This window comes from Bradyrhizobium sp. PRIMUS42, from assembly GCF_023006515.1.
In the GTDB taxonomy this organism is placed as follows: Bacteria; Pseudomonadota; Alphaproteobacteria; order Rhizobiales; family Xanthobacteraceae; genus Bradyrhizobium.
In genome coordinates this window covers 1-851 of sequence record NZ_JALBGZ010001319.1, presented here as the reverse complement: position 1 = coordinate 851, position 851 = coordinate 1, and the positions used below count along the sequence as shown (strand labels likewise).

The window sequence follows — 851 nt, the reverse complement described above, 5'->3', positions numbered from 1 at the left end:
GGTTCGGCGTTCGCCTGGGTGGGCTGCGTGTCAGGCTTTGCGGCTTCAGGCTTGGCTTCGGCCTGCGCCGGTGTCGCAACAATCGTACCGAAGGCTTGCGAGCCTGTGAGATAATCGACGCGTTCCGAGGGCGCCTTTGTCGCCGCCGGCGCGCCGGCGGATTCGGCGCGCTGCGCCATTTTGCTGGTGTCCGGACCCTGTTTGGACGTGACCGGATTCATGATGTTGCCGGCAACGATGCCGCCACCGAGACCGATGGCAATGGCCACGACAATGGTTCCGGCACCGACGAAATAGGCTGTCGAGGCGCGCATTAATCCACTCCCTCTTTGGAGCGAGCAACGCGCGTTGATTGCCGGATGTTCCTGGTGTCGTAGCAGTTCCCGGAGGAACTTACGCCGTCAGATCTGCTGCGCGACCTTTTCGAGCCCGATGAGGCGGGCGAGCTTGCGCACTTCTTCCTTCTGATCGTCACGCAGCTGGAACAGCAGGGGCATTGCGGCCGACTTCAACTGCTGGACCTCATCGCAATTCGGATCAATCTGCGCGCTAGGTGGCGCGTTCGGATTGGAGAGCCTGTTGGCCGAGATCTTGCGGACGACGTTGCGCAGCGCGGTCTCGACCGAAGGCCAGTAATATTCCTGCGACGAGGACAGTTTCAGGCGATCCCTGATGCCGGAGATCTGTGCGTCGGAGAGCAGGGTATAATGTTTCTGCGGCTGCGGCTTGGCCGCCACCTTCGGCTTGGCCGGAACTTCGACGGCGGGAACCTCCGCCGCGGCGGGCGCTTCGGACAGGCTCGACGCCTTGGGCATCGGGAAATCGGACGGCGTTGCAGCGGCAAAGGCCTG

Annotated in this window: 2 pseudogenes; both read right to left on the bottom strand. The window is 63.0% G+C overall.

Annotated elements, in window-relative coordinates:
* Positions 1 to 314: pseudogene (locus tag MOV75_RS40020) on the bottom strand (hypothetical protein); the annotation flags it as partial.
* 87 nt (positions 315 to 401) lie between these two features.
* Positions 402 to 851: pseudogene (locus MOV75_RS40015) on the bottom strand (hypothetical protein); the annotation flags it as partial.